This window comes from Microbacterium sp. AG238, from assembly GCF_003610405.1.
Lineage (GTDB): Bacteria > Actinomycetota > Actinomycetes > Actinomycetales > Microbacteriaceae > Microbacterium.
The window spans coordinates 422,339-442,795 of the sequence record NZ_RAQC01000001.1; the positions used below are offsets into that span (position 1 = coordinate 422,339).

The 20,457-nt window shown below is 69.0% G+C and carries 20 protein-coding genes; 4 read left to right on the plus strand and 16 right to left on the minus strand.

The window, feature by feature from the left end; genetic code table 11:
* Positions 1–43: 43 nt before the first annotated feature.
* A complete protein-coding gene (locus DEU36_RS01930) occupies positions 44–2,128 on the plus strand; it encodes an alpha-1,4-glucan--maltose-1-phosphate maltosyltransferase (RefSeq protein ID WP_120262684.1) in 2,085 nt (694 codons plus the stop codon).
* Positions 2,125–4,281, plus strand: coding sequence for a 1,4-alpha-glucan branching protein GlgB (glgB, locus tag DEU36_RS01935; protein ID WP_120262685.1), 2,157 nt, complete (start codon positions 2,125–2,127; stop codon positions 4,279–4,281). Before DEU36_RS01930 ends, glgB begins: the two co-directional genes overlap by 4 nt.
* A 62-nt stretch (positions 4,282–4,343) precedes the next feature.
* Here the strand turns inward: glgB and DEU36_RS01940 are convergent, their stop codons facing one another.
* Both DEU36_RS01940 and DEU36_RS01945 read right to left on the minus strand, forming a co-directional pair.
* Positions 4,344–5,291, minus strand: a complete 948-nt coding sequence (locus DEU36_RS01940) for a tetratricopeptide repeat protein (RefSeq protein WP_120262686.1) — start codon at positions 5,289–5,291, stop codon at positions 4,344–4,346.
* Complete coding sequence (locus tag DEU36_RS01945) at positions 5,292–7,076, minus strand: glycosyl transferase (protein ID WP_183045264.1); 1,785 nt, start codon at positions 7,074–7,076, stop codon at positions 5,292–5,294. It abuts the gene before it with no gap.
* A gap of 155 nt (positions 7,077–7,231) precedes the next feature.
* Here DEU36_RS01945 and DEU36_RS01950 point away from each other — a divergent pair, with 155 nt between their 5' ends.
* Entirely contained in the window at positions 7,232–8,302 is a 1,071-nt protein-coding gene (locus DEU36_RS01950) for an AI-2E family transporter (protein WP_120262688.1), read from the plus strand.
* 3 nt (positions 8,303–8,305) lie between these two features.
* Here DEU36_RS01950 and DEU36_RS01955 read toward each other — a convergent pair whose 3' ends face one another.
* The 9 genes from DEU36_RS01955 to rpsB form a co-directional block, all read right to left on the minus strand.
* On the minus strand, positions 8,306–9,025 hold the full coding sequence (locus DEU36_RS01955) for an alpha/beta hydrolase (RefSeq protein ID WP_120262689.1): 720 nt from the start codon (positions 9,023–9,025) through the stop codon (positions 8,306–8,308).
* Positions 9,022–9,303, minus strand: coding sequence for a hypothetical protein (locus DEU36_RS16260; protein WP_120264311.1), 282 nt, complete (start codon positions 9,301–9,303; stop codon positions 9,022–9,024). The genes DEU36_RS01955 and DEU36_RS16260 overlap by 4 nt, the downstream gene beginning before the upstream one ends.
* 11 nt (positions 9,304–9,314) lie before the next feature.
* Positions 9,315–9,899: a lytic transglycosylase domain-containing protein gene (locus DEU36_RS01965; protein ID WP_259455176.1), complete on the minus strand. Its 585-nt coding sequence runs from the start codon at positions 9,897–9,899 to the stop codon at positions 9,315–9,317.
* Between the two features lie 141 nt (positions 9,900–10,040).
* A complete protein-coding gene (locus DEU36_RS01970; RefSeq protein ID WP_120262690.1) occupies positions 10,041–10,610 on the minus strand; it encodes a DivIVA domain-containing protein in 570 nt (189 codons plus the stop codon).
* Positions 10,607–11,617, minus strand: a complete 1,011-nt coding sequence (locus tag DEU36_RS01975) for a phosphatidate cytidylyltransferase (RefSeq protein ID WP_120262691.1) — start codon at positions 11,615–11,617, stop codon at positions 10,607–10,609. The genes DEU36_RS01970 and DEU36_RS01975 overlap by 4 nt, the downstream gene beginning before the upstream one ends.
* A 5-nt stretch (positions 11,618–11,622) precedes the next feature.
* Positions 11,623–12,177, minus strand: a complete 555-nt coding sequence (gene frr, locus DEU36_RS01980) for a ribosome recycling factor (RefSeq protein WP_120262692.1) — start codon at positions 12,175–12,177, stop codon at positions 11,623–11,625.
* 54 nt (positions 12,178–12,231) lie between these two features.
* Entirely contained in the window at positions 12,232–12,951 is a 720-nt protein-coding gene (pyrH, locus tag DEU36_RS01985; protein ID WP_120262693.1) for a UMP kinase, read from the minus strand.
* 87 nt (positions 12,952–13,038) lie between these two features.
* A complete protein-coding gene (gene tsf, locus DEU36_RS01990) occupies positions 13,039–13,866 on the minus strand; it encodes a translation elongation factor Ts (RefSeq protein ID WP_023950948.1) in 828 nt (275 codons plus the stop codon).
* 105 nt (positions 13,867–13,971) lie between these two features.
* Positions 13,972–14,904, minus strand: a complete 933-nt coding sequence (gene rpsB / locus DEU36_RS01995; protein ID WP_120262694.1) for a 30S ribosomal protein S2 — start codon at positions 14,902–14,904, stop codon at positions 13,972–13,974.
* 276 nt (positions 14,905–15,180) lie between these two features.
* On the opposite strand from rpsB, the gene DEU36_RS02005 reads away from it, so the two are divergent.
* On the plus strand, positions 15,181–15,684 hold the full coding sequence (locus DEU36_RS02005; protein WP_120262696.1) for a murein hydrolase activator EnvC: 504 nt from the start codon (positions 15,181–15,183) through the stop codon (positions 15,682–15,684).
* Positions 15,685–15,687: 3 nt separating this feature from the next.
* Here DEU36_RS02005 and DEU36_RS02010 read toward each other — a convergent pair whose 3' ends face one another.
* The 5 genes from DEU36_RS02010 to DEU36_RS02030 form a co-directional block, all read right to left on the minus strand.
* Complete coding sequence (locus DEU36_RS02010; protein WP_120262697.1) at positions 15,688–16,266, minus strand: DUF3060 domain-containing protein; 579 nt, start codon at positions 16,264–16,266, stop codon at positions 15,688–15,690.
* Between the two features lie 66 nt (positions 16,267–16,332).
* Positions 16,333–17,244: a tyrosine recombinase gene (locus DEU36_RS02015; protein WP_120262698.1), complete on the minus strand. Its 912-nt coding sequence runs from the start codon at positions 17,242–17,244 to the stop codon at positions 16,333–16,335.
* Between the two features lie 58 nt (positions 17,245–17,302).
* A complete protein-coding gene (dprA, locus tag DEU36_RS02020) occupies positions 17,303–18,484 on the minus strand; it encodes a DNA-processing protein DprA (RefSeq protein ID WP_259455177.1) in 1,182 nt (393 codons plus the stop codon).
* A complete protein-coding gene (locus DEU36_RS02025; RefSeq protein WP_120262700.1) occupies positions 18,481–20,028 on the minus strand; it encodes a YifB family Mg chelatase-like AAA ATPase in 1,548 nt (515 codons plus the stop codon). The genes dprA and DEU36_RS02025 overlap by 4 nt, the downstream gene beginning before the upstream one ends.
* Positions 20,025–20,387: a YraN family protein gene (locus tag DEU36_RS02030; protein ID WP_120262701.1), complete on the minus strand. Its 363-nt coding sequence runs from the start codon at positions 20,385–20,387 to the stop codon at positions 20,025–20,027. The genes DEU36_RS02025 and DEU36_RS02030 overlap by 4 nt, the downstream gene beginning before the upstream one ends.
* Between the last annotated feature and the right edge of the window lie 70 nt (positions 20,388–20,457).

The following is a 20,457-nucleotide window of genomic DNA, read 5'->3' on the forward strand; positions in this document are numbered from 1 at the left end:
CAAGCCCGTTCTTCGATCTCGCCCACCGCGATAGGTTCGAGCCGTGGCATCAACGACGCGCACGACCTCACCCGTCCCGTTCCGCAGCACCGGCGAGATCCCCGGCCGGCCCGCAGCACCCGTTCCCTCGATCGGCGACACCGTCACCGGACGCATTCCGCTCCAGCGACCCGCCCCCGCGGTCCCCGGCGATCGGTTCCGTCCGTCCGCCTTCGCAGGCGAGGCCGTGCCGTTCCGGGTCACGGCGTTCCGCGAGGGCCACGACGCGATCGGCGTGCATCTGAGGCTCACCGCGCCGGATGGCCGCGAGTCACTGCACCGTCTGACGCCGCTCAACGACGGGTTCGACCGGTGGTCCGTCCTCATCGCCCCTTTGACCGAGGGCGTGTGGCGATTCCGGTTCGAAGCGTTCGGCGACGACTTCGCCACGTGGCAGCACGCCGCGGCGATCAAGATCGCGGCCGGCGTCGACGTCGACCTCATGCGCGAGGCGGGAGCCCAGCTGATGAGCCGCGCCGCCGCTGAGAAGTCACGTCCCGCCGCCGAGCGCAAGCTTCTCGAGAAAGCCGCGTCGAGGCTTCGGGATGCCGCGGCCGACGCCGTCGACGCGCTCACGGTGGTCCGCGACGCCGAGATCGCCCGCGTCTTCGCCGACCGTCCGCTGCAGTCGCTGGTGACGGTCGGCGACGAGCACGAGCTCCTCGTCGAGCGTGAGCGCGCGGGCGTCGGTGCCTGGTACGAGTTCTTCCCCCGGTCCGAGGGCGCCGAACGCCTCGCCGACGGCTCCGTCCGCAGCGGCAGCTTCGTCACTGCGCGGGACCGTCTGCCCGCGGTCGCTGCGATGGGGTTCGATGTGCTCTACCTGCCGCCGATCCATCCGATCGGGCGCACCCACCGCAAGGGTCCCAACAACACGCTCACCGCGGGACCGAACGATCCCGGGTCCCCCTGGGCGATCGGCGGCCCGGAGGGCGGCCACGACACGGTGCACCCCGATCTCGGGACCCTCGATGACTTCCGCGGCTTCGTCGCCGCCGCCTCCGACGCCGGCCTCGAGGTCGCGCTCGACCTCGCGCTGCAGGCGTCGCCCGACCACCCGTGGGTCTCCGAGCACCCCGAGTGGTTCACCACTCTCCCCGACGGTTCCATCGCCTACGCCGAGAACCCCCCGAAGAAGTACCAGGACATCTACCCGATCAACTTCGACAACGACCCGGACGGCATCCGCGCCGAGGTCTTGCGCGTCGTCCGGCACTGGATCGCACAGGGCGTGCGCATCTTCCGCGTCGACAATCCGCACACCAAGCCCCTGCAGTTCTGGGAGTGGCTCATCGCGACCGTCGCCGACGAGACCCCCGGCGTCGTCTTCCTGGCCGAGGCGTTCACTCGCCCCGCGCCGATGCAGGGGCTGGCGATGGCCGGGTTCCAGCAGAGCTATTCGTACTTCACCTGGCGCAACACGAAGGAGGAGCTCGAGGAGTTCCTCACCTCCGTCGCCCACGACACGGCCGACTTCATGCGGCCGAACCTCTTCGTGAACACTCCCGACATCCTCACCGAGTACCTGCAGTACGGGGGGCGTCCGGCCTACAAGATCCGCGCCGCTGTCGCGGCGACGGCGGGCGCCTCGTATGGCGTCTACGCGGGATACGAGCTCGTCGAGAACGTCGCCCGTCCCGGCTCGGAAGAGAACATCGACAACGAGAAGTACGAGTACAAGCTCCGCGATTGGGCAGGCGCCGAGGCGCGGGGCGAATCACTCGCTCCCTTCCTGACCCGGCTCAACGAGATCCGGCGTGCGCACCCCGCGCTCCGGCAGCTGCGCAACCTGTCGTTCCACTGGTCCGACGACGATGCGATCGTCGTCTTCTCGAAGCATCTGCCCGCCGCGCTGACCACTGATGGACGGGCCGACACCGTCCTGGTCGTCGTCAACGTCGATCCCCATTCGGCACGCGAGACGACGGTCCACCTCGACACCTCCGTGTGGGGCGTGGCACCGGGCGACGAATACGAGGTCGAAGACCTGCTCAGCGGATCGGTCTGGACCTGGACCGACCACAACTATGTGCGCCTCGATGCTTTCGTCGAGCCGGTGCACATCCTCCACGTGAAGGAACGCCGATGAACGCCCCCGCAGACCACGTTCTCGATTCGGTCGCCACCGGTTCGTACCACGCACCCCACGACGTGCTCGGTGTCCATCAGACGGCGGACGGCTGGCTGATCCGCGTTCGGCGACCGCTGGCCCGCACGGTGACCGCGGTGTTCGCGAAGCAGCCGGAGTCGTCGTTCCGCCACCTTCGCGGCGGGGTGTGGGAAGCGACGCTCGACGAACGCCCCGAGGCCTACCGCGTCGTCGCGACCTACGACGACGCGCCGGCCTGGGTGGCGGACGACCCCTACCGTCATCTGCCGACGATCGGCGAACTCGATCTGCATCTCATCCGTGAGGGTCGTCACGAAGAGCTCTGGCGCGTCCTCGGCGCCCACGTCCGCATCCACAACGGCGTGCCGGGGGTCTCGTTCACCGTCTGGGCGCCCAACGCGCGAGCGGTTCGGGTCATCGGAGACTTCAACGGGTGGGACGGGCAGGGACACGCGCTGCGCTCGATGGGCGATTCCGGTGTCTGGGAGCTCTTCGTTCCGGGCCTGACGGCCGGCACCGTGTACAAGTTCCAGATCCTCACCGCGGACGGCGCCTGGATCGATAAGGCCGACCCCATGGCCCGCCAGTCGGAGGTTCCTCCCGCGACGGCGTCGATCGTCGCCGAGAGCATGTACGAGTGGGAGGATGCCGCGTGGCTCGAGCGTCGCGGCACCTCGACGCCCGTCTCGCAGCCGATGTCGGTGTACGAGGTGCACCTCGGCTCGTGGCGCGCTGGCCTCGGCTACCGCGATGCGGCCGACCAGCTCATCGACTATGTCCGAGAGCAGGGCTTCACGCATGTGGAGTTCCTGCCGCTGGCCGAGCATCCGTTCGGCGGGTCGTGGGGATACCAGGTGTCGGGGTACTACTCCCCCACGAGCCGTTTCGGCTCCCCCGACGACCTGCGCTACCTCATCGACCGGCTGCACCAGGCGGACATCGGGGTCATCATGGACTGGGTGCCCGGACACTTCCCGAAGGACGCGTTCGCGCTCGCCCGCTTCGACGGGCAGCCGCTCTACGAGCACCCGGATCCCCGCCGCGGCGAGCACCGCGACTGGGGAACGCTGATCTTCGACTACGGCCGCAACGAAGTGCGGAACTTCCTCGTCGCGAACGCGCTCTACTGGTTCGAGGAGTTCCACGTCGATGGCCTCCGGGTCGACGCCGTGGCTTCGATGCTCTACCTCGATTACTCGCGCGAGGAAGGACAGTGGGAGCCGAACATCCACGGCGGACGCGAGAACCTCGAAGCGATCTCGTTCCTCCAGGAAGTCAACGCGACCTCCTACAAGCGCTATCCGGGCATCGCGATGATCGCCGAGGAGTCGACGAGCTTCCCCGGTGTGACCGCGCCCACCGAGCACGGCGGCCTCGGTTTCGGGTTCAAGTGGAACATGGGCTGGATGAACGACTCCCTGCAGTACATCAAGCGCGACCCGATGTACCGCGGCCACCACGAGGGTGAGCTGTCGTTCTCGTTCGTCTACGCCTTCAGTGAGAACTTCGTCCTGCCCATCAGCCACGACGAGGTCGTGCACGGCAAAGGCAGCCTATTCACGCGCATGCCCGGCGATCACTGGCAGAAGCTGGCCAACATGCGCGCTTACCTCGCATACATGTGGGGCCACCCGGGCAAGCAGCTGCTCTTCATGGGCCAGGAGTTCGGCCAGATGTCGGAATGGTCCGAGTCGCGCGAGCTCGACTGGTGGATGCTGGATCAGCCCGCTCACCGCGGACTCCACACGTTCGTCGCCGACATGAACCGCGCCTACCGGGAGCAGTCGGCCCTGTGGGCTCGCGATTCCGACGGCGCGGCCTTCTCCCGACTCGGCGCGCCGAACTGGAACCCGAACGTGATGGCGTTCACCCGTCGCGATCACCACGGCAACACGGTCGCGGTCATCTGCAACTTCTCGGGTGTGCCGCTGCACGACTACACGCTGGAACTGCCCGCAGACGGTGCATGGCGGGAGGTCCTCAACAGCGATGCAGAGCAGTACGGCGGTTCCGGCGTCGGCAACTTCGGCGCCGTCCACGCGCGCGATGGCCGCGCGACCATGGTGATCCCGCCGCTGGGTGTGCTCTGGCTGCACCACGAACCCGGCGTGGCCGAAGACCCACGCGACTGAGACGAGACGGGGCCCGGGGCCACTCACCCACGGTGAGAGCCCCGGGCCCCGTCTCGTTCGTGTCAGAACATCAGCGAGGTGAGGCGCCGCCGCGCCGCGAGAACACGCGGGTCGGCGTCGCCGACGAGGCCGAAGAGCTCGAGCAGCCGGTCGCGCACGGTCGTGCGCGCGTCGCCGTCGACCGCGGCGAAGAGATCGAGCAGGCGTGCGAACGCGTCGTCGACGTGGCCGCCGGCGACGTCGAGGTCGGCCACGCGCAGCTGAGCCTGGACGTCATGCGGAGCGGCCGCCGCCGCAGCGCGCGCCTCGCCGAGGTCCACGCCCTGCACCCGGTCGAGCAGCTTGACCTGCCCGAGGCCGGCCTGCGCGTCTGCGTCGCGCGGGTTCTCCGCCAACGCGCGCTCGTAGGCGCTGATGGCGCGCGGATAGTCACCAGCCTCGATCGCGGCGAAGGCCTCGGCGTGCAGCGGCAGCAGGGGCGGCTCGACGGCCTCCTCCGAGGCCTCCGTCGCGTCGTCCATCGGAACGGTCCCGGTGACCCCGTGCTGGCCGGCGAGCTGGAGCAGCTGCGCGAACACCTCGCGCACCTGCTGCTCGGGCACGGCGCCGGTGAACAGAGGCACCGGCTGTCCGGCGACGAGCGCGACCACCATCGGGATCGACTGCGCCCGGAATCCCTGCGCCAGCTGCGGGTTCGCGTCGACGTCGACCTTCGCCAGCACGACCCGGCCGGCGAGCTCGGTGACGACCTTCTCCAGAACCGGGCTCAGCTGCTTGCAGGGACCGCACCACTCGGCCCACAGATCGACGACGACCGGAACGGTGCGCGAGAGCTCGAGCACGTCGCCGAAGGTCTGGTCGGTCACGTCGAAGATCAGACGAGACGCGCCGCCCGACGGCGGTTCGGCGGCGGCTGCGGGGCCGGTCGGCGCAGCGGCCGAGGGGCGGTTTCGCAACGACGACAGGTCGAGGGCTCCGCGGAGCACGGCGCTGGGGGACGGATCGCTCATTCAGACAACCTTCGCTGAGAGGACATTGGAACGGTAGCCGAGGAACTGGATCGGCTCGGAGGAGCCCGCACCGGGCACGAAGAAGAAGAGCTGGTCGGCGTACGTCGTGGTGAATCCGGTCGACGACTGCGAGACGCCCGTCAGAGCGCTTGCGACAGGGTTGGTGTCCGGCACGTTGATCACGGCGTCCGGGTTGCTCGGGGTGAACGTGTGGTCCTCCGTGATCGTCACCGCGACGACCGCTCCGCTCTCGAGGGTCTGGAGCGCGATCGGCGTCTGGGTGCCGGCCTGGGTCGTGAACGACACGGTCCCGGTCTCGGCACCGGTCTGGTTGAAGTCGTTGAGGATCTGCTCGCGATTGGACGCGACACCCGCACGGAAGGCGTCGCCCTCCGCTTCGAACAGCCGCGCGTAGGGGCTCGCGTCGCCGTTCGTGAGGAGGTCGGCGTACGCCGCCGCGAGATCCTGTGGCGGCAGCACCAGGAACGGCGAATCGGGAGCGACCTGGGCCGCGCCGAGATAGGCGGGGGCGAGCTCGGGGAAGGAGTCCGTGGCGAGCTCGGCGATGTACCCGAGCTTGTAATTGGACCAGGGATCCTGCTGGCTGACGGTCATGATCGTGTCAGCCGCGCCCTCGCCTCCCTCTACGACGGCGAGGAACGTCCGGGGCCACTTCTCGAAAGTCTCGGGCAGCAGGATCTCGAGGGGCTCGGCGGGCACGGGAGGCAGCGGCGCGCGGTCGGCGATCTTGGAGCGAAGCGTGTAGTTCGTCTCGCGCTCGGCGAGGGCCGGGCCCGCGAGACGCGTAGCCGCAAGCGCGGCGTCGGCGCTCGCGTCCGCCGTCGAGACATCCTCGGCGATGCGCGTCAGAATGCGCTCTGCCTGCTGCTGCGTGACAGCCGGAGGTGCCTGGTCGGGGTCCGCGACGACTGTCGCCGTCGGCGACGGCGTCGGACTGGGTGCGAGCTGCGGCCAGGCATCGGCCGAGCACCCCGACAGCGCAACGATCGACACGAGCGGAACGGCGAGCAACGCCTGACGGCCGCGGGTCAGCCGTCGACGCGGCGGTGTCGACGAGATGACGCCCTTCGCCTCGTCGTCCACGGTGAGGTCGATGGGCTGGGTGGCGGTCATGGGAAGGCCCTTCCGTCGCGGGCCGCGCGACCGGCGGAGATGCCGCCAGCCGAGGGCATACATGACGATGCCGAAGGCGAGGAGAATCCCGCCGCCGACGATCAGCGGACCAGCCCACGGTGTGTTGGACTCGATCGGCCATGTCACCTGGATGTCTGCCGGCGCGGGGCTGGAACCGTCGGAGGCGACGAGAACGCTCATCTCCTGCGGCAGTTGCAGCGACGTGGTCAAGGCTCCGTCGCGCTGGAACTCCTCGAGCCAGAGGTCCGACCCGACGGGCGACGGCATAGCGGGAACCACCCCGTCGGCGCCCGGGGCGGGAGCGGATGCCGCGGCGACCTCGGTCGTCGTGATCGCACCCTCCTCATCGACGCCGAGCCGGGTGTAGTCGGTGCGTGCGAGCCACGCCGTCACGTCGGATGACCGGCCGTACGCGGCGAACACCGTTCCGGTGCCCTGCACGCTGAGCGACTGCGCACCCGGGTGGGACGTGAGGACGGAGCCGTCGATGAGGGTGAACGGCGCGTCGCCCGACACCGTCACGGACTCGGTGACGCTCTCGGGTCCGCGCAGGATCGTACGCTGCGCGATGCCCGCCCCGATCATGACGGTCGCCAGGACGAACGCGACAACAGCCCACACGAAACGCACGAAGAAACACCTCTCCACATCCGGAACGGGACCACCGAACGCTTGATCGACGTTCCAGAGTATCCAAAACGACCTGAAAAGGTCGTGAAAGGGGCGCCTCCCGCCGAAAGCCCGCTCGGATCGTAAAGTGAGGTGATTCGACCCCGGAGGCGTTCGTGAAGATCCAGAACCCGTTTCGCACCGCGCTGATCGCCACGCTCGGCGTCGGCGTCGGCATCGTGATCATCGGGGGTATCCAAACCCTCTCGACGATCCTCCTCTACGTGGGCACGGCGCTGTTCCTCGCGCTCGGCCTCGATCCGGTGGTCTCCTGGCTCGAACGTCGTCGCCTGCCCCGCTGGGCGGCGCTCCTGATCACGTTCGCGGCACTCCTGGCTGCGTTCGCCGGCATCATCCTCATGGTCGTGCCGATCATCGTGTCGCAGATCTCCCAGCTCGTGGCAGCGATTCAGGATCTCGTCACCAACGGCAACTGGGACCCCGTCAACGCCGTCAAGGACTGGCTGACCGTCACCTTCCCGCAGCTCAACGTCGATGAGCTGTTCCAGTACCTCTCGGACTGGTACAACTCGCTCGACATCGGGGCCATCGGGGGGTCCATCACCGGCTCGATCATCCTCATCGGCGGTGGCATCATCACCGGCTTCACCGGCGCCGTCATCGTGCTGATCCTGACGATCTACTTCACCGCGTCCACCCCCAGCCTCAAAGCCGCCGTCTACCAGCTCGTCCCGGCATCCCGGCGCCCGCGCTTCATCGATCTCGCCGAGCAGATCACCGCGTCCGTCGGCTTCTACGTCATGGGGCAGGTGTCGCTCGGTGTGATCAACGGCGTGCTCAGCGCGATCTTCCTGAGTGTGATCGGGGCCCCCTTCCCCGCCGTGCTCGCGGTCATCGCGTTCTTCTTCTCGCTGATCCCGCTCGTCGGAACCCTCACAGGTTCGGCGATCATCGTGCTCACCTGCCTCATCCCCGGCCTGGCGGAGCCACAGACCGCGCTCTGGGCAGCCATCTGGTACCTGGTCTACATGCAGGTCGAGGCGTACTTCATCTCGCCGCGGATCATGAACCGGGCGGTGTCGATCCCCGGCGCGGTCGTGGTCATCGCCGCTCTCGCGGGTGCGGCGCTGGGGCAGCTGCTGGGAGCGCTCGTGGCCATCCCCGTCGCGGCCAGCATCCTGATCATCTACCGCCAGGTCGTGATCCCGCGCCAGAACGAACGCTGAGACTCAGTCGTCGTCCCACTCTTCGGCGAGTGGGAGAGCGTCGGGGTTCACGGCCGCGACGATCTCGGTGAGCACCCGGCGGGTCTGGTTCTCTCCCACCCACAGGTGCTTGCCGCCTTCGACGGCGACGAGGGTCGCCTGCGGGATCGCCGCGAACCGTTCACGCGCTTCATCGGGGCGGAGGTAATCGTCGAACTCGGGCACGACGATGACGACGCGGCGATCGTCGCCGGCCCAGGCGGCGACCTCTTCGGAGGTCGCCCGATGCAGCGGCGGCGAGAGGAGGATCACGCCTTCGATGTCGTGGTCACGCCCGTACTTGAGGGCGAGCTCCGTTCCGAAGGACCAGCCGATGAGCCACGGGCGGGGAAGCCCCCGCTCATGAACGAACGACATGGCAGCGGCGACGTCGAAGACCTCGCCGACACCGCCGTCGAACGCGCCCTCGCTGGTACCACGTGGCGACGTGGTGCCGCGGGTGTTGAAACGCAGCACCGCGAGATCAGCCAGAGCCGGCAGCCGGCCTGCGGCCTTGCGCAGGATGTGCGAGTCCATGAAGCCGCCCGCGGTCGGAAGGGGATGCAGCGTGACGAGCGTCGCGACCGGCTCACGCTCCTCGGGCAGCGCCAGCTCGCCGACGAGTGTCAGGTCGTCGAGGGTGTGGAGCTCGATGTCCTCGCGCCGTGCGGGGAGCTGTACCGGCCCCCGGATTTCGAAGCTCATGCGATCCTCCAACATGCCGAATGCCAGTGCCGACGCGCGGCCAGGTCTGCGGCGTCACCCAGGACACCATCCGCACGCCACGCGACCAGGTGAGCCGTCGCCGGCACGATGTCCCGTCCACACCCGGGGCACGTGTACGTCTTCTGCGCCTGCGCCGCAGACACCGGCTGCACGGTCCACTCGACGCCGCGCCGCGTCTCGGAGCGTTTCCAGCCGCTCAGCAGCCGATCGAGCGAGTCGTCTCGAGGATCCGGCCGTCTCCTGTTGGAACGGGGCATGACGGCCGCTGTCACCACCAGTGGTTGCTGGACCAGAACGCGTACGCCTCGCCCCAGCTGCCGTAGCGACCGACGGCGTACCCGTTGGCCCACCTCAGGTTGTCGACGGGGTCGTATCCGCTTCCGGGTACCTTGCTGCAGGGGTACGCCTGGACCAGCCCGCACGCACCCGACGAGGCGTTGGTCGCATTGGGGTTCCAGCTGCTCTCCCGCGAGACGATGTAGTCGACGTAGCCCCAATCGCTCTCGGGGATGCCGGCCGCACTCAGCCAGTCCGTCGACGATCCGCCGCCGCTGTACATGACGGGCGCCGAGCGCGAGGCACCCGCGCTCTCGCCGTCGACGGGGGTCGGTGTCGGTGTCGGCGTCGGCGTGGGCTTGGGGGTGACGTAGACGGTGAACCCGCTGCGATCGAGCTGAGCCGGAGCGAGGGTCTGCCCGTCGGAGGCGAGAGCCTGAGCGTCGCCCCGAGAGTCAGCCCAGAGCGAGACGACCTCGACCGGCTTCTCCTGCGCGGCCGCGAGCGCCGTCCCCAGCGGAGCGAGAGCGCCACCTGCCATGCCGAGAGCCGCGACGGCGGCGAACGCGGCGGACACACCGCGCCTGCGCGACCAGCGCGCGCGCGCCGGAGCCGGAACGTGTGCAACCGGGGTGCGCGTCGTGCGCCGGGTCACAGTCGAGCGGGAAGTCACAATGCCCTCGAGTTTAGCGAGACGAGGCGCATGTCTCCATCAGACTCACCCGATCGCGAGAATGACCGACACGACGCCGTCGAGCACGGCGTCGACCTGAGCTTCGCGGTAGCCGCCGCGCTGCATCCGGAAAGCGACGGAACGCACCTGCTCCACGGTCAGGGGTTCGCCCGACTCCAGGTAGCGCGCGATGCGATCAGCGACGAGGTCGACCTCGTCGATGCGGTAGCCATAGGACAGCACACCGACGCGATCGAATCGCCGTCGCTCGGGACGCGAGAGCCGGTCGAGGATCTCCTGCGCGAGGTTCCGCGAGCGGCCGACCCACGCACGGGCCCCCGCACGCGACAGGGCGCGCTCGCGCTCTCGCGCGGCGAAGGCGTCTTCGATCCGCCCGATCGCCGCATCGACGGGGGCGACGGCGTACCCGCCCCGCACGAGGGGGAAAGCCGTTGCTCGGATCGTGGCGGAGTCGAGGTCATCGTCCTCTGATGATTCGAACGCTTCGCGGGCGCGCTGCAGGAATGCATCGACAGCGGCGCGGTCGTATCCCCTCGCGCGACCCTGCGTCCCGGGGAACGGGCTCGTGGACAGGGAACTCTCGGTCGAGGTCATGACATCACCAGGGGAGAAAGAACGTGGAAGAGGACGAGTGCGACCACGGTGGACGGGAGGATCGAATCCAGACGGTCGAGCACTCCACCGTGGCCCGGCAACCAGGAGCTCATGTCCTTGATCCCGAGATCGCGTTTGATCATCGATTCGGCCAGGTCGCCCACGGTGGCGGATCCGAGGATCACGAGGCCGATGATCGGGCCGGTCCATGCGGGCAGGTCCAGCAGCAGCCAGGCGAATCCGACAGCCACCAGCATCGCGACGATGCCCGCCCCCGCGAAGCCCTCCCAGGTCTTCTTCGGGCTGATGCGCGGAGCCATCGCATGCTTGCCGAAGGCGAGGCCGGCGGCGTAGGCGCCGGTGTCGGCTCCGACCACGACCGCGATCATCGCCAGCACCCAGAACTCGCCGCCGTCCTCACGGAGGAGGATCAGCAGCAGGCTGCCGAGGAACGGCACGTAGAGCTGCACGAAGCCGCTGATGAGCACATCGCTGAGCACCTGACCGTAGCGGCGCGCCTCGACACTCACCATCTGGGCCATCAGCCGCCAGACGATGACCGACACGACGGCCGCGAACACCACGACCCAATGGGTGCCGGCATCCAGGAAGAAGCCCGCCGCCAGCACCGCGGCACCGGCGACGAGCTGCGGCACGACGTCGACGCGCCGACCCGCGGCCTGGAGCGCACGGACCAGCTCGAACACGCCGAGAAGAGCGACGGGGATCGCGAAGAGGACGAACACCCACTTAACGAAGATGAGCGAGCCGATCACCACGACGCCGATCGCGATGCCGATCAGCGTCGCCACGAACAGATTGCGTCCGGTGCGCGCGTTGATGCGCTCGTTGGCCTGCTCGAAGTCAGCCCGAGCCTTGCCGATCTGGTGCTCGAACTCCGTCCGCGCAGCACGCACCTGATTCTGGAACGTCGAATCGCCGTGCTCGCGCGAACGGGAGCGCTCCCGCTCGGATCGAGACGGGGCGTCGTCGCCGGGTGCGCTCATCGGTCTCAGACCTCGAGGAGCTCGGCCTCTTTGCGCTTGAGCGCGTCGTCGATGAGGTCGACGTGGGAGCGGGTGAGCCCGTCGAGCTCCTTCTCGGCGCGCACCAGCTCGTCCTCGCCGACCTCGCTCTTGAGGCCGTCGAGTTCGTCCTTCGACTTGCGGCGGATGCCGCGCAGGTGGACCTTGTGGTCTTCACCCTTCGAGCGCACGAGCTTGACGTACTCCTTGCGGCGCTCCTCCGTGAGCTCGGGCATCGTGACACGGACGATGTTGCCGTCGTTCGTCGGGTTCACGCCGAGGTTCGGGGTGTCGCGAATGGCCTGCTCGATGGCCTTGAGCGCCGACTTGTCGTACGGCGTCACGATGATCGTCCGGGCTTCGGGTGTGTTAAGCGACGCGAGCTGCGCGAGCGGCGTCGGCGACCCGTAGTAGTCGACGAGGATCTTCTGGAACAGCGCCGTGTTGGCACGCCCCGTTCGCACGGTGGAGAAGTCCTCCTTCGCCGCCTCGACGGCGCGTTCCATGCGGGCTTTCGTGTCAGCGAGGATCTCGGGGATCACGTCACTCCATTCGTCGGTACGTCCGGTCAAGTCTAGTCTGCGGGCAGCGGCCGCTCACACGGTGACGAGCGTGCCGATGCGCTCGCCCAGCAGTGCCCGGGTCACATTGCCAGCCGGCTCCATGCCGAACACGCGCATGTCGATGCGGTTGTCCATGCACAGGCTGAATGCCGTCGAATCCACGACCTTCAAGCCGCGCTGCAGTGCTTCGCCATAGGTGATGCTCTCGATCTTCTGCGCGGTCGGATCCTTCTTGGGATCGGCGGTGTAGACCGCGTCGACGCCGTTCTTCGCGACGAGGACCTCGTCGGCCTTGATCTCGAGCGCACGCTGAGCGGCGACCGTGTCTGTGGAGAAGTAGGGCAGGCCGGCACCGGCGCCGAAGATCACGACGCGCCCCTTCTCCATGTGCCGTTCTGCGCGGCGCGGGATGTAGGGCTCGGCGACCTGCGTCATCGAGATAGCCGACTGCACACGCGTGGCCGCGCCGGCCTGCTCCAAGAAGTCCTGCAGCGCGAGTGCGTTCATCACGGTGCCGAGCATGCCCATGTAGTCGGCGCGCCCACGGTCCATGCCGCGCTGGCTCAGCTCGGCGCCACGGAAGAAGTTGCCGCCGCCCACGACGATCGCGACCTCGACACGGTCGACCGCTTCGGCGATCTCCCGAGCGATCTGCCCGACGACATCGGGGTTGACGCCCAGCTGGCCGGCACCGAATGCCTCGCCCGACAGCTTCAGCAGGACGCGCCGGCGCCCGGTCTTCTCATCGTTCATCGTGTCCCTCTCGTCGCTGTGTTGCAGAGTATCGCCCGGACGGGCATGGAAAAGGCCCGCATCCGAGGATGCGGGCCTTTCGGGCAATTACGCGCCGACCTTGAACCGTGCGAAGTCGGTGATCGTGATGCCGGCGTCCTTCGCGACCTGTGCGACGGACAGCTTGTTGTCCTTCGCGTAGTCCTGGTCGAGGAGGGCGACCTGCTTGAAGAACGCGCCGACGCGGCCTTCGACGATCTTCGGGAGAGCAGCCTCGGGCTTGCCCTCATTGCGGGAGATCTCGGTGACGATCTCCCGCTCCTTCTCGACATCCGCCTCGGGAACGTCCTCACGCGAGAGGTAGCTCGGGTTGGCGAACGAGATGTGCTGCGCGATCGAGCGGGCGGTCTCGGCGTCCGAGCCCGAGTACGCCACGACGACGCCGATCTGCGGGGGCAGGTCCTTGCTCGTCTTGTGCAGGTAGATCTCGAAGGCGTCACCGGTCAGCGTGCGAACGCGGCGGAGCTCGACCTTCTCGCCGATGATCGCGGCCTCATCGTTGATGAGCTGCTCGATGGTCTGGCCCGACGCGTCGGCGGCGAGAGCAGCCTCGACGGAATCGGCGGATGCTGCAGCGGCAGCATCCGCGACCTTGTCGGCCAGCGCGATGAAGCGGTCGTTCTTCGCGACGAAGTCGGTCTCGCAGGCGAGCTCGACCAGAGTGACCTTGCCGTCCTGTTCGCGTGCGACGACCAGACCTTCGCTCGTGGAGCGGTCGGCACGCTTCGCGTTGCCCTTGGCGCCCTTGAGGCGGAGGATCTCGACGGCCTTCTCGACGTCGCCGTCAGCCTCTTCGAGGGCCTTCTTGGTGTCGACCATTCCGGTGCCGAGCTGCTCGCGCAGAGCCTTGATGTCGGCGATGGTGAAGTTTGCCATGAGTGGCGGCTCCTTCTGTCTGTGGGAAATCTCGTGGATGCCGATCGGCGCGGCCGGGCTCAGCCGCGGCCGCGCCGATCGTAGCGGGTCAGGAAGACGCGCTGATTACTTCTCGGTCGCCTCGGCGGCGACGGTCTCGGCCTGAGCCTCGGCGCCCGCCTCGTCGGCCGGCGTCTCGGTCGCAGCGACCTCGGCGGCAGCGCCCTCGACGGCGGCGTCCTCGGTCGAAGCAGCGTCTTCGGTCGACGCAGCAGCCTCGGCCGGAGCGGCCTCTGCCGGAGCGCTCTCGAGCAGCTCGCGCTCCCAGTCGGCGAGCGGCTCGGCCTCGGCCGACTCGTCGGTCGGCTGGTGACGCTGGATCAGGCCCTCGGCGGCAGCGTCGGCGATGATACGCGTGAGCAGGCTCACCGAGCGGATCGCGTCGTCGTTACCGGGGATCGGGTACTGGAACTCGTCGGGGTCGGCGTTCGTGTCGAGGATGCCGATCACGGGGATGCCGAGCTTCTTGGCCTCGTCGATGGCGAGGTGCTCGCGCTTGGCGTCGACGACCCAGATCGCCGAGGGGGTCTTCTGCAGGTTGCGGATACCACCGAGCGACTTGTGCAGCTTGTCGAGCTCGCGCTTCTTGAGCAGCAGCTCCTTCTTCGTGAAGCCGCTGGCCGCGGGGTTGTCGAAGTCGAGCTCCTCGAGCTCCTTCATACGGGCGAGGCGCTTCGAGACCGTCTGGAAGTTGGTCAGCAGGCCACCGAGCCAGCGCTGGTTCACGTAGGGCTGGCCCACGCGGGTCGCCTGCTCTGCGATGACTTCCTGCGCCTGCTTCTTCGTGCCGACGAAGAGGACGGTGCCGCCGTGGGCGACGGTCTCCTTGACGTACTCGTAGGCGCGGTCGATGTACGACAGCGACTGCTGCAGGTCGATGATGTGGATGCCCGAGCGCTCGGTCAGGATGAAGCGCTTGACTTTCGGGTTCCAGCGGCGGGTCTGGTGCCCGAAGTGGACGCCGCTGTCGAGCAGCTGGCGAATGGTGACGACGGCCATGGCCGTTCTCCTTCTGTTTCGGTTGATTCGCCGGACCGACGGTCCGGTGTTCCTGGTGCCCGGCGCACTTCCGCTCGCCGCCGGAGCGGGAGACCTGGGGAAGGTGCGCCACGATCGGAACCGATCGCTCAGGGCACGCGTAGTCACCTCGACGAGCGAGGTGCGGACATCAGTGTAGCAGTCGGCCACTCCTCCCCGAGGCCTTCCGCAGCCCGCGTGTCCACGCGTCGAGGGCCAGCCGAGGCCCCGGAACGGCGAGCTATCGAGACTGACCATGTGAGCCGCAGCCCGTCCCTCGTCATCGTCGCGTTATTCATCGTGGCGGCCCGCCTCTTCCTTCCCGACGTCGCAGAGTCGGGCGCCGCTCCTCCGACGGGATCACCCTGGACGATGCCACTGCGGGAAGCGACCGTCATACGCCCGTTCGAGGCCCCCGCGCACGCTTACGCGCCGGGCCACCGCGGAGTGGACATCTCCGGTCCGGGCCGCGAGGTCGTCTCTCCGGCTGAGGGAGTGATCGCCTTCGCGGGCCCCGTCGCCGGGCGCGCGGTCATCACGATCGATCACGGCGACGGCCTGGTGACCAGCCTCGAGCCGGTCGAGACGTCGCTGATACCCGGCACGCCCGTCGTCCAGGGCCAGCCGGTGGGTTCTGCGGCCCTCGGCGGTCATGGTGGGGATGGCAGCATCCACTTCGGCGTCCGCCGCCACGGCGAGTACATCAATCCCCTGCTGCTGATCAGCGGGCTCGCGCGTCCGGTCCTGCTGCCATGCTGTTGAGGGTCAGCCGTTGCCGATCGCGTTGCGGTCACCGCTCTGCATGACGGACCCGAGAAGATCCGCGTCGATGCGGTTGTCGTTGCCCGACACCGAGACGGCTCCGATCTCATCGGCATCGACGGAGTTCCGGTCCCCGGCGATGGTGAGGGCGCCGACCCTGGTGGCATCCACATCCGCGGACTGCCCCGTGATCTCCAGCGAGTCGACCGATCCGAGGTCGATCTCGATGCGATCACCGCTCGCGACCACGTTTCCGACGCGCGCTCGGTCGAGGTCGACGTCGAGCGAAGCGCCCTCGATGCGGACCACGTCGCACTCTCCGGCGAAGGCGACGTGGAGATCGGTTCCGCGAATCGCGACGACGCCGTCGACGCACGCGAGATCGTCCGCACCCGGCTCCGCCGGAACCGTTGCTTCGGACGTTGCTTGCGGTGTCGCGGCGGGCGGAGTCGAGGGAGCCGCCGAGGTCCGCGGCGCCGTCGGCCGGACGACACGGTCGGGTTCATCCGACGGCACTGGCGTGCACGACGCGAGCATCGCGACAAGCACTGTCGCGCCGATCGCTGCAGCAAGTCTTTTCATGCGCGTCTCCTCGTCATGTGCCTCCGCGTGCTCCCCCACGCTACGACGGCGGAGACCACCCAACCATCATGCGCGCGGATGTGCCTGTCGGTAAGCGGCGGCGAGCCGCTCCCCCGAGACGTGCGTGTAGATCTGCGTCGTGCCCAGGCTCGCATGCCCGAGGATCTCCTGGACAGCGCGTAGATCGGCACCGCCGTCGAGCAGATGGGTGGCGGCGGAATGCCGCAGGGTATGCGGACCGACGGTGTCGACACCGAGCGCGGGCCCGAGCTTCTCCGAGACCGTCGCGTAGACGGCTCGCGCCGTTAGCCGGCCGCCGCGCGAGCCGAGAAACACCGCTCGACCCCCACCTCTCCGGCCAGCGGCGCGTGCGGTGAGCACGGGGCGCCCACGAACGAGATACGCCTGCAACGCTTCGAAGGCCGGGCCTCCCACGGGGACGACCCGGTCCTTGTCGCCCTTGCCTGTGACGCGCGCCGTGCGGCGATCACCGTCGACGTCGTCGACGTCGAGTCCGCACAGCTCGGACACGCGGATGCCCGTCGCATACAGGAGCTCGAGGATCGCGTGGTCGCGCAGCAGCAACGGATCACCGTCAGCCGCACGCGTCTGCAGCTCGTCGAGGACCGACGCCATCGTCTGCGCGGTCGCGACTTTGGGCAGGGTACGCGCTCGTTTCGGCGAAGCGAGGCGCAGCGCGGGATCGCTGGCGATCGCACCACGCTCGGCAGCCCACGCGAAGAAGCCGCGCGCGGTCGCGGTTCGGCGGGCCAGTGTCGAGCGCGCGTCGCCCCGTTCACTCGCGCGCCAGACCCAGTCACGCAGCACCTCGATGTCCACGTCCGTGAGCTCGATGTCGCCGGCGGCACCCGCGAGGTCTGCGAGGTCGTTGCGGTACGCGCGCACCGTGTTCTCCGAGAGCCTGCGCACGCGCAGCAGATGGTCCGCGTACGCCTCCGCCGCCTCCGAGATGAGCATGCAGTCAGCATGACCGATCCTCAGGCACCGCGGGGCCAGGCTCGCGGAGACCCGGTCGTCAGGCTCCCTGCCGCCGCCACCCGCGTTCGTCTGACACGACCCACCCGTCGAGCGTCATCAGTCCCAGCCAGGCGCTCACTTCCTCACCGGCGACGCCGGAGCGCCTCGCGATCTCCGCGACATCCCGCGGCGTTCGCGTGCTCAGTGCGTCGAGCACCCTCGTCGCATCGTCCGTGCGTCCGTCGGCGGCGGACTCCGCGTCACGTCGAGGCCCGTCTGACCATCCGATCATCTCCCGAACGTCATCCGCGCTCGTGATGCACCGCCCGTCGTACTCACGGAGGATCCGGTGGCAACCCGCCGACGCCGCAGAGGTGATCGGTCCCGGCACGGCGCCCAGCGCCCTCCCGAGCGCAGCCGCGTGCCCGGCGGTGTTCAACGAGCCCGACCGCCAGCCTGCCTCGATCACCACAGTGGCATCGGAGAGGGCGGCGATCAGCCTGTTGCGCTGCAGGAAGCGCCACTTCGTCGGGGCCGTGCCGCACGGCACCTCGCTCATCACCGCGCCGCGGCGCGACACGTTCGTCAGCAGTCCGGCGTGCCCGGACGGATATGCCTTGTCAACGCCCCCCGCCAGCACGGCGATCGTGCTGCCGTCGACGGCGAGACAGGCGCGATGTGCCGCCGCATCGATTCCGACGGCCGCACCCGAAACGATCGTCACGCCGGCGACGGCGAGCTCGCCCGCGATCTCGCCCGCCACCTGCACGCCGTACGCCGTCGCCGCGCGAGCGCCGACGAGCGCGATCGCTGCCCCGGGCGCGGCGAGAGCATCGGCCGATCCTCTGACCCAGAGTGCGGCGGGGGCATGAATGCCGAGTTCGTCGACCCTCTCCGGCCAGGCCGCATCACCCGGCACGATGAGCCGCACCCCGACGCGCTTCGCACGCTCGATCGCGTACGCGTGGTCGTCCTGCCGCGGGCGCCAGCGGGCACAGGCACGGCGCCAATCGCGCACGCTGAGGTCGAGTTCTTCGGGAGGGGCGTCGTCCCGCAGGGCCACCCGGAGCGCAGCGAACGCACCCAGACGCTGGATCGTGAGCCCTGCGATACCGTCGCCGGGCTCAGCCAGCACGGACCATCGCGCTCGCGCCCAGCGCTCGCGACAGCTCTCGGGATCGTCGAGGTCGCTGGCGGGCACGAGCCCCGTCAGCGCGACGCGGGCTTCCTCGTCGGTCACTGCTGAAGCCCCTTCTTCAGGAACAGCGCATGCCCGACGTCGCTCGCGGTGAGCCGCTCGCGGCCCGCGAGGTCGGCGACCGACCATGCCACTCGCAGCACCCGGTCATAGCCACGCAGCGTGAGCGCACCGCGGTGAAGTGCGGCGTCGAGCGGCGCGCGGACACGCGGTTCGGGAGCCAAAGGCCCGTCTCGCAGCCATGCTCCGGACACGGCGGCGTTGCTCCGCCACGGTGTCGCCCCCAACCGCTCGGCGGCACGCGAGCGTGCAGCCGCCACGCGCTGCCTGGCGGCATCGGTCGTGGTCTGCGCGGGACCTCGTGACGCCAGGTCGGCGAGCGAGACCCGCGAAAGCGAGAGCTCGATGTCGATGCGGTCCAGCAGCGGGCCCGAGAGCCGCCCCAGATAGCGGCGGATCGCGAGGGACGGGCACGAGCAACTGCCGCCACGGACGCCGTACTGTCCGCACGGGCAGGGGTTCGTGGCAAGCACCAGCTGGAACCTCGCCGGCAGAGTCGCCCGGAATCCCGCCCGGTGGATGTCGATCGACCCCGCCTCGAGCGGCTGACGCAGCGAGTCCAGCGCGTGAGCGCTGTACTCCCCGGCCTCATCGAGGAACAGCACTCCCCCGCTCGCCCGAGCGATCGCCCCCGGGCGGAGCGACCTGCTGCCGCCGCCCACGAGCGCTGCGACGCTGACGCTGTGATGCGGCGCCTCGAACGGAGGGATCCTGCTCAGATTCTCGACGACCGCGCCCGAGAGGGATCGGATCGACGCCACCTGCAGGGCCGTCTCGTCGTCGAGCGGTGGCAGGATTCCCGGTAGGCGGCGCGCGAGCATCGTCTTTCCGGCGCCGGGCGGACCACTCATAAGCAGATGATGGCCGCCGGCTGCCGCGACGACGAGCGCGTCGATCGCCTCCTCCTGTCCACGGATGTCCGACAGGTCGTCGACGGGCGACTCACCGTCCCCGTGTCTGCCCTCGTTGACGGGAAGCGCGACTTCGGGCACCGCCTCATCGTCGCCGTCGACGTCGAGCCCATGCCAACGCGCCACACCGGCGAGGGTGCGGCACCCGACGACGCGGATCCCGTCGACGAGAGCGGCCTCCGCACGACACGCCTCGGGCACGATGACCGCACGGCGTCCCGCCCGGGCAGCGGCGATGACGGCGGGCAGGACGCCCGGCACGGGACGAAGCCGCCCGTCGAGCCCCAGCTCGCCGATGTGGACGGTGTCGACCAGTGACGCCGGATCCATCGGCAGTTCCGTCGCGAGCGCCGCGACGGCGATGGCGACATCGAAACCCGATCCCTGCTTCGGCAAGCTCGCGGGCGAGAGGTTCACCGTGACCCTGCGCCGCGACAGCGGCAGCCCGCTGTTCTGACAGGCGTTGTGCACACGCTGCTGCGCCTCGGCGAGGGCCCGATCCGCGAGGCCGACGATGCGGAACGCCGGCGTCTGGTTCGACAGGTCGGCCTCGACCTCCACGAGGTCGCCCGCGAGTCCCGTGAGCGAAACCGCCCACGTGCGACCGAGGCTCACCGCAGATCCTCGACATGCTCTATCACCGCCGAGTCGACGTCGTCACCCGTGATCCCGATGACGTCGAGGCGGATCCGCCTACCTCGCACCGCGCCAGGATGCGCCGCGATCCAGGCGCACGCGAGGCGCCACAGCCGATCCTTCTTGCGCTCGTCCACCGCCTCGAACGGGTGCCCGTACGCTGCGCTGCGACGGGTCTTCACCTCGACGACGACGAGTTCGTCGCGCGACACCGCGACGATGTCGATCTCGCCCTGACGGTCACGCCAGTTACGGTCGAGGATCTCGTACCCGCGGCGGATCAGATACCGCGCGGCCCGCTCTTCACCGGCTCGGCCCCGGTCGTCTTTCGCTGCCATACGAGAACTCTCGCCTGGCGACGTGCTGCCCAGGAGTCAGGGCTCCCAGACGGTGCATAAGCGACGGGGC

Coding starts and splice junctions, on each gene's coding strand:
- DEU36_RS01955 (WP_120262689.1), bottom strand. CDS start 9,025: ATGAGCTTCGAAATCCGGGGGCCGGTACAGCTCCCCGCACGGCGCGAG.
- DEU36_RS01940 (WP_120262686.1), bottom strand. CDS start 5,291: ATGAGCGATCCGTCCCCCAGCGCCGTGCTCCGCGGAGCCCTCGACCTG.
- DEU36_RS01970 (WP_120262690.1), bottom strand. CDS start 10,610: ATGACCTCGACCGAGAGTTCCCTGTCCACGAGCCCGTTCCCCGGGACG.
- DEU36_RS02030 (WP_120262701.1), bottom strand. CDS start 20,387: ATGGCAGCGAAAGACGACCGGGGCCGAGCCGGTGAAGAGCGGGCCGCG.
- rpsB (WP_120262694.1), bottom strand. CDS start 14,904: ATGGCCGTCGTCACCATTCGCCAGCTGCTCGACAGCGGCGTCCACTTC.
- DEU36_RS01975 (WP_120262691.1), bottom strand. CDS start 11,617: ATGAGCGCACCCGGCGACGACGCCCCGTCTCGATCCGAGCGGGAGCGC.
- tsf (WP_023950948.1), bottom strand. CDS start 13,866: ATGGCAAACTTCACCATCGCCGACATCAAGGCTCTGCGCGAGCAGCTC.
- DEU36_RS02015 (WP_120262698.1), bottom strand. CDS start 17,244: ATGCTCATCTCGGAGGCGGCGGAGGCGTACGCGGACCATCTGCTGCGC.
- DEU36_RS16260 (WP_120264311.1), bottom strand. CDS start 9,303: ATGCCCCGTTCCAACAGGAGACGGCCGGATCCTCGAGACGACTCGCTC.
- pyrH (WP_120262693.1), bottom strand. CDS start 12,951: ATGAACGATGAGAAGACCGGGCGCCGGCGCGTCCTGCTGAAGCTGTCG.
- glgB (WP_120262685.1), top strand. CDS start 2,125: ATGAACGCCCCCGCAGACCACGTTCTCGATTCGGTCGCCACCGGTTCG.
- DEU36_RS02010 (WP_120262697.1), bottom strand. CDS start 16,266: ATGAAAAGACTTGCTGCAGCGATCGGCGCGACAGTGCTTGTCGCGATG.